The following is a 6,911-nucleotide window of genomic DNA, read 5'->3' as shown; positions in this document are numbered from 1 at the left end:
GTGTCGGGGGGTGGGTTGTCGCCGGAGGCGGTGCGGGCGTTGGAGGTGTTGGATCAGTTGGAGCGGGTGTATGGGGAGGCGGATCCGTCGGATCCGAAGGTGCGGGAGTTGCAGCAGCAGTTGGGGATTTCGCCGGGGAAGGGTGAGGGGGCGCGGTCGATTCGGGCGAGGCAGTTGTTTCAGCGGAACGCGGCGAAGGCGTTCAATAATGTGGACAATCAGTTGGTGTCGTATATGCGGGGGTTGGCGGGGTCGAACAAGGTTGATAAGAAGGCGATTGTTCGGTTGGTGCGTGAGGTGAATGTGGCGTTGGCGGAGTTGGGGCCGCAGGCGTATACGAAGGCCGGGCAGCAGAAGGTTCATCAGATTTTGACCGCGGCGTTGCAGAAGGCGCATGCGATCGTGTCGGGTGGGCAGGCGAAGTCGAGTGATATCGCTGGTGCGATCAATCGGTTGACGAAGCAGTATTTGTACAATATCGCGGGCAAGAACTACACCCCACCGAAAAGCAGCGCGGGCACCGGTGCGACCGGAGCCGCCGCCAAGGCGATCCAGGTGGCGCTCGCTCAACTGGGCGACCCGTACGTCTGGGGTGCGGAAGGACCGAACGCGTTCGACTGCTCGGGCTTGATGCAGTACGCGGCGGCCGCCGCCGGTGTGCGGATCCCCCGGGTCGCGGCGGATCAGTATCGGCAACTGCCGAAGGTGAATCCCAGGGACATCCAGCCCGGCGATCTGATCTTCCCGTCGAGCTCGTTCAAGGGCGCGAACAATCCCGGCCACGTCATCATGTACATCGGCAACGGTATGTGCGTCGAGGCTCCGCGCACCGGCGGCCACGTCCAGTACCGCAAACTGCCCGACAGTTACGCTGCGGCGCGCTGGGCGTGATCTCCGATCGCTGCGCGGCGACGCCGATCAAATACCTCGCGCGCGATGGTCTTCGTATACGGCGAACTCCTCCAGCAATTGCTCGTCCGGAGTGAGCTTCGAGCGACGGCCGGAGCCCAGCCGCTGCTCGACGGCGAAAGCCAGCGCCTGCGCCACCGAGGTGAGCGCGGTCAGGGAGGGTAGTTCCGTCAGACCGCCCGTCTCGGCATAGAACGTCAGATCGGCGATACGGGCCAGCGGAGAGGACGGACCGTCGGTGAACGCGATGGTCGTGGCGCCACGCCTGCGCGCCCACTCCACCGCCTGCACCGTCTCCCGCGCGTATCGGTGAATGGATACCGCCACCAGCGCGTCGCCCGCGCCGATGTCGCCCAGTTCGTCGACGAGCAGGCCGGCGGCGGCCTTGATCTGCCGAACTCCGGGCCGGATCGCCCGCAACAGATAGGCCACCTGATAGGCCACCGACAGCGATACCCGCAAGCCGACCACGTGCACCGTCTCGGCCGAGGCCACCGCATGCACCGCGCGGTCCCAGTCGTCCCGATCGATCCGGTCGAACGCGCGTGCCACATTGGCCGTGTCGTGCTCTAACACGGCGGTGAGGAACTGTTCGCGTGAGGTCGGTTCGGCGGCACGCTCGCGCAGCACGTGCGCTTCCGCGGCGAGCTGTTGACGACAGAGCCGGACCAGATCCGGATAGCCGGACAGGCCGAGCATGGTCGCGAACCGCACCAGCGACGACCGATGCACCCGCGCCAGCACCGCGCTTTCGCCGATGCTGCGAAACGCGGTGCCCTCCGGGTCGTCGAGTACCAGCCTGGCGATCCGCTGCTGTCCGTCGGCGAACCCGGGAAATCGCCGCTGCAACAACACACGCAATTCCCGGAACGTGCTGGGTGCCTCGCTGGCCACGCGCGCCCTACCGGATGGCCCTGTAGGCCGACTGCCGATCCATTCGTTCGATATTGCCCGCGATGGCTTCTCTCACACCACCGATCGGCGAATATTGTCAGCCTGCCCACACCTGCGCCTAGGGATCCCACGGGTCGGGTCCCGCGTCCGGGTCGAAACTGTCCAGATTGGAAATTCGTCTGGTCGACCGCATCAGCAACCGCCGGTTGGCATCGCTCTGGTCGTTGTAGTAGTTCTGCGCGGCAGCCTGATGCTCCAGGGCCAAATGCCGCCCGATGTGTTGGCGCACGTCTCGCCCGGCGTCGCGCCAATCGTCCGGGGTGATCGTCCTGAGTTGCTGTTCGTCGTCCACGGCCGCCAGCACTCGCCGCACGAACGGATGATTGTCGGGCACCGGGTTCATCGGCGCGATGGAGTGGCGCACGAAGTTGTCGGCCGCGACCACGGCCTGCGCCGCGAACGCCGGATGCGCCTCGATGCCGATATGGCTCTCCACCGCGCGCGCCGCGGCGACGGCCTTCTGCAACGGGGCGAAGCCGAACGGATTCTGCGACATGCTGGCTTTCTGTACCGCCAGCGCCCGTTGGGCATCGACGACCTGTTGATCGTCGGCATGCATCGCCAGCAGGGTCGGCGCGATCATGGCGTCCGGCACCTTGCTGTCGCCGAGGCCGTCGAGCACATTGGCCACGCCCAGAGCGGACCTTATGCCGCCGTCCACGCCGCGCAGTCGCCCGGCCGCTTTGAAACGCCAGTTCTCACGGGCGGAATGGGTGTACTCGTGCATCTGGCGCAGCATCGGCGAGATGACGAAGCTGTCGAGTTCCTTGCGCTTCTTCCGACGCGACAGCGGGCTCAACGGGTTCGGGGTGGCCGCGGCCAGCCATGCGGTGACCGGCGACATGTTGATCGTGTTCAGCGCGGCCATCCCCGGGACGATCCCCAGTGCGCCGCGCGCCTGCGCCGCTCCCATGCCGAGCGCCGCGCCCGCCCCACTCCCGCCGCCGGGTCGGGGCGGCCCTTGCACGGCTGCCGCGAATCGACCGGCCACCCAGTCGTTTCCACTGCTCAAGCTCAGATTCAGCCTGCGAAGCTGGGAGATCGCGATGATCTCGACAGCGCCCGCGATGATGATCACCGCCATGACCTGCCCCCGCGCCTGCTGGAACAGATTGCCGAGAAACAGGACATAGACGCCGAGGAAGATGGTGTAGGCCGCCATTCGCGCGGCGGCGATGAACCCTTCGACCACATTGCGGACCAGGAACGTCTGCGTCGGCCCGTAAACGAAGCCACCGGCGGCGAAACCGAAGATCGTCATGAAACAGTGGTAGATCGCGTCCATCGCCGCCTTCATGACCCTGACGCCCAGATATGCCGCGAACACCAGCAGGATCCCGCCGCACAGCAGCAGGAGCAGCCCGGTGCCCACCTGGCCCATGCTCGGATCACTGGCCTTGGCGTGCGCGGCCGCGTCGCCGCAGGCTTTCAGGCCGTCGCGCACGCGATCGTCGTCGCCGGACCGGATGCCCGCCGACCACGCGGCGCGGCACGACGGACTCTCGTCCACCACATGCCCGAAGTTCCACACCTGCACCGGACGCCGTGCGAAATTGTCCGCGAGCGTCTCCTGCATGGCCGGGATCAACTGGGACGGATTCGGACTCTCGTTCCCGTTCAACCCCGCGGCCACCGCGATCCCCAGATCGCGACCCTGTGCCAGCAAGCCGTGTGAGGACAACACCTCGGAGAGTGGCGCGGCCAGGAACACCGGCCCGAGAACCGCGACCGCGACCATCGTCACCACCTGCACCGCCGCCTTGGCGTGGTAACCGCGCACGATGAACCAGCCGACGAAGAACGCGCCGATGGCCACCGCCGTCACCAGCATGATCGGCGTCGCGATCTGACCGGTCAGCGCATCGGCAACGCCCCGCAGCGCCGCGGCGAACCAATCCATCCAGCGGAAGCTCAGCGCGTAGCCGATCAGCCAGATCGCCGAGGTCACGATCGCCAGGTAACCGATGAACTCCAGCCCGAGGATCGCCCACAGGATGGTCGCGCCCGGATTCAAGGGGCCGCCCCGATCAGTGGCAAAGGTGTAGCTGGACAGCGAGACCCCCGACGAGTCGCGAATGTTCATCCAGCTGAGGCCATCGATCTGGGACGTGCCCGCCGAGGCGGCCTGGCTCTGCGCGACAGCGACCGCGCCGAGCAGACCGGGAAAGACGAGCAGCACGAACAGGATCGATAGCAACCACGCGACCATGCGCCACTGGAACCGAGCACCGAGCCGGGCACGCACCCGGGATGCGACGCCACCCGGACAGCAGCCCTCCGGGTCGTCCGATTCGCGTTCCGGTTGTGCCGACCGGCTCAGAGAGGAACGCGCGACCATGCGCTCCAGCATGGCGCAACTCTTGTTGCACAGCAACCCTTTAGCGCAACCATGTGTTCACCTTCCGGACATCTTCCGGTATCAACCGGGTGCGGGCAGAAAAGAACTTCAGCACCCGAGTTTCACTCTGCCGCAATTGAATTGAACAAATGACCGATGCGGATTCGGCTGCGGAACTCGAAAGCGGGCTCGCTCCCCGTGCGTCTGCACCACAGGAGGACCCACGATCGCGACCGGCGTCAATACCCCACGTACGAGCCGCCGCCGCGCATCTGCACGATGCCCGGCACGTTGCTCACCGACCCGTAACGCTCGATGGCGTACCGCACACCGGCGACGATGTTGTCCACCGGATTCCAGATATCACGATGCCCCGGAACCGAATACGCGTTGAACGTGGGATCGATGGTCTGCATCAGGCCTTTGGACGGAATTCCGGCCGCGGCGTTGCTGTCCCAGAGATTGATCGCGTTCGGGTTGCCACCGGACTCGTGCTGGATGATCGCCGCGATGTCGGCCGGATCGATCTGGCGCGTGTCGTAGCCGTGCTGCCGCAATACTTGCAGCGCCTCGTTGATCCACTGCCCCTGCTGTCCCGAAGGACGCGTGCGCGGGGGGCCACCGCTGGGACCGCGCATGCCGGGGTGCGTCGCGCCCCGCGGCCTGCGCGGCCGGGCGGGACGCGATTCCCGCAGGTAGTGATCGGCCAGCGCGGCAACCCGATCCGCGGTGAGCACCGCGGAGGCCTGCCCCTGGCCGAGGACGGTTCCGGCGCGCTGTAGCGCGCTGTCCAGGGTGGAGATGACCAACTGCCTGCTCGCGGCGGCGTCCTGGATGGTGCCCAGCGCGGTCAGCGCCGTGTTCACCTCGGCGATGATCGCCCCGATGGCGGCTCGTCCCTGCGTGGTGCCGTCCACCGCGCCGCCGAGGATGCGTTCGAGCTCGGCGTTCATCGACTGTGTCGCGTCACCGTGGCGCGCCCGGTTCTGGTTGCCGGTCGCGTACTGCGAACCGAGCGCCCCGTCCCACGCGACGGGTCCGCTCGGCCGCCCCGCCGAGATGTCGGGCGGCGCGTACGACTGCCCCGTGGTCGCGGTGGGCGCTCCGTCACCGTACTGGGCCGCGATCGCCGCGAGCGCGCCCATTGCGGCAGCCGCCATCGGCGCGGACGCGCCTGCCGCGGCGAGCGCGTCGGAGCGCCCCGCCGCCGAGGCCGGTCCCCCTGCGGCCGAGGGCGACTCGGCGACCGCGGGTTGGGTTCGGCTGCTCGCCTGTGCCGCCGGAGCCGCGGGCGCGACCGACGCGGGCGCGCCGCTGCGCGGTGGCGCCGCCGGAGCGGTCCCTCCCCGCCCCGTCGACTTGACCGGACGACGCGGCGAGGACGTGGTGGTCGCACGGGCATCGCGTGCGCCACCGGTCTCGTCGGATTCCGGTTCGAGCGGGGTCCGGTTCGTCGGCGCCATCAGTACTCCATACCGGCGTGGCCACTACCGTCGACGGCACGGACGATCGTGCGGCAGGTGTTCGCGGCTCCTGACATCGGTGTGGCAACCTCCGTCGATTCGCTGGCCCATGTCACCTGTCCCGCTGTGCGCGCGCCTCACGGGAGGACCGTCGTGCCGAGACTCGCCCGGCAGCGTATCCGGAGCTTAGCCCAGTCCCCGCGCCATTCTCGCCGACATTGTTCCCGGAGACGGGCATACGGCCTGCGCCACTTCGACCATGCGTTCGCCTCGACCGGCTACACGGCGACGTTGCGCATAGCGGCTGCGATGCTGTTGGCGTAAGCGATGCGCTGCCCTCGAGCCGCACCGGAGCTTCTTTCGTAATACTGATCGAAGACCGCCGCCGCGGCAGCGGGCGTTTGCGCGCCCCGGAGATATCCGTACGCCGCGGATTCATTGGTGCGCAATTCGTACATCATGAAATCGACTTGGGTCTTCCAGTCGGTGACCGGTTTTCCCTGAGCCGCGGCGTAACGCTCCAGATTCTGTCGTCGCCCACCCAACCACTGGCACAGGCCGATGGCGCCTTCGCGCGGGTTGTAGGCGCCGGTGTTGAAACCCGACTCGACCTTCATGTTGCCCACGATCCCCGCCGCCTGCGCAGGGGTGAGGCCGTATTTCGAGATGAGGTACCGGTAGATGTCGGCCGGCTGGGGATTCGACCCGCCGGGGATGTTGTCCGCTTTCCCGCTGGATCCGGTCGGTGGGGTGTAGTTCTTGCCCGCGATATTGTACAAATACTGCTTCGTCAACCGATTGATCGCACCAGCGATATCACTCGACTTCGCCTGCCCACCCGACACGATCGCATGCGCCTTCTGCAACGCCGCGGTCAAAATCTGATGAACCTTCTGCTGCCCGGCCTTCGTATACGCCTGCGGCCCCAACTCCGCCAACGCCACATTCACCTCACGCACCAACCGAACAATCGCCTTCTTATCAACCTTGTTCGACCCCGCCAACCCCCGCATATACGACACCAACTGATTGTCCACATTATTGAACGCCTTCGCCGCGTTCCGCTGAAACAACTGCCTCGCCCGAATCGACCGCGCCCCCTCACCCTTCCCCCGCGAAATCCCCAACTGCTGCTGCAACTCCCGCACCTTCGGATCCGACGGATCCGCCTCCCCATACACCCGCTCCAACTGATCCAACACCTCCAACGCCCGCACCGCCTCCGGCGACAACCCACCCCCCGACAC

General features: G+C 66.8%; 5 protein-coding genes. 1 reads left to right on the top strand and 4 read right to left on the bottom strand.

Going from position 1 to position 6,911, the window contains the following annotated elements; translation table 11 throughout:
- Positions 1-15 precede the first annotated feature (15 nt).
- Positions 16-891 carry a C40 family peptidase gene (locus HOV91_RS38110; RefSeq protein WP_217441589.1) on the top strand — a complete coding sequence of 292 codons (876 nt, stop codon included), beginning with the start codon at positions 16-18 and terminating at the stop codon, positions 889-891.
- A gap of 27 nt (positions 892-918) precedes the next feature.
- Here the strand turns inward: HOV91_RS38110 and HOV91_RS38105 are convergent, their stop codons facing one another.
- From HOV91_RS38105 to HOV91_RS38090, 4 genes are all read right to left on the bottom strand, one after another.
- Positions 919-1,803, bottom strand: a complete 885-nt coding sequence (locus HOV91_RS38105) for a MurR/RpiR family transcriptional regulator (protein ID WP_174190050.1) — start codon at positions 1,801-1,803, stop codon at positions 919-921.
- Positions 1,804-1,921: 118 nt separating this feature from the next.
- The gene (locus HOV91_RS38100) at positions 1,922-4,213 is read right to left on the bottom strand and encodes a hypothetical protein (protein WP_174190049.1); all 2,292 of its coding nucleotides are present in this window, start codon (positions 4,211-4,213) and stop codon (positions 1,922-1,924) included.
- A gap of 227 nt (positions 4,214-4,440) precedes the next feature.
- Positions 4,441-5,664, bottom strand: a complete 1,224-nt coding sequence (locus HOV91_RS38095; protein ID WP_246351567.1) for a transglycosylase SLT domain-containing protein — start codon at positions 5,662-5,664, stop codon at positions 4,441-4,443.
- 278 nt (positions 5,665-5,942) lie between these two features.
- Positions 5,943-6,911: phage tail tip lysozyme (locus HOV91_RS38090; RefSeq protein WP_217441588.1), on the bottom strand; the 969-nt coding region annotated here is incomplete at its 5' end.

The sequence above is a fragment of the Nocardia barduliensis genome (genome assembly GCF_013315795.1).
Classification (GTDB): Bacteria; Actinomycetota; Actinomycetes; order Mycobacteriales; family Mycobacteriaceae; genus Nocardia; species Nocardia barduliensis.
This window is presented reverse-complemented; position numbering and strand designations above follow the sequence as displayed.

What these genes read in the sequence shown, in the direction of transcription:
- HOV91_RS38095 (WP_246351567.1), bottom strand. Translation starts at nt 5,664, where the DNA reads ATGGCGCCGACGAACCGGACCCCGCTCGAACCGGAATCCGACGAGACC.
- HOV91_RS38100 (WP_174190049.1), bottom strand. Translation starts at nt 4,213, where the DNA reads ATGCTGGAGCGCATGGTCGCGCGTTCCTCTCTGAGCCGGTCGGCACAA.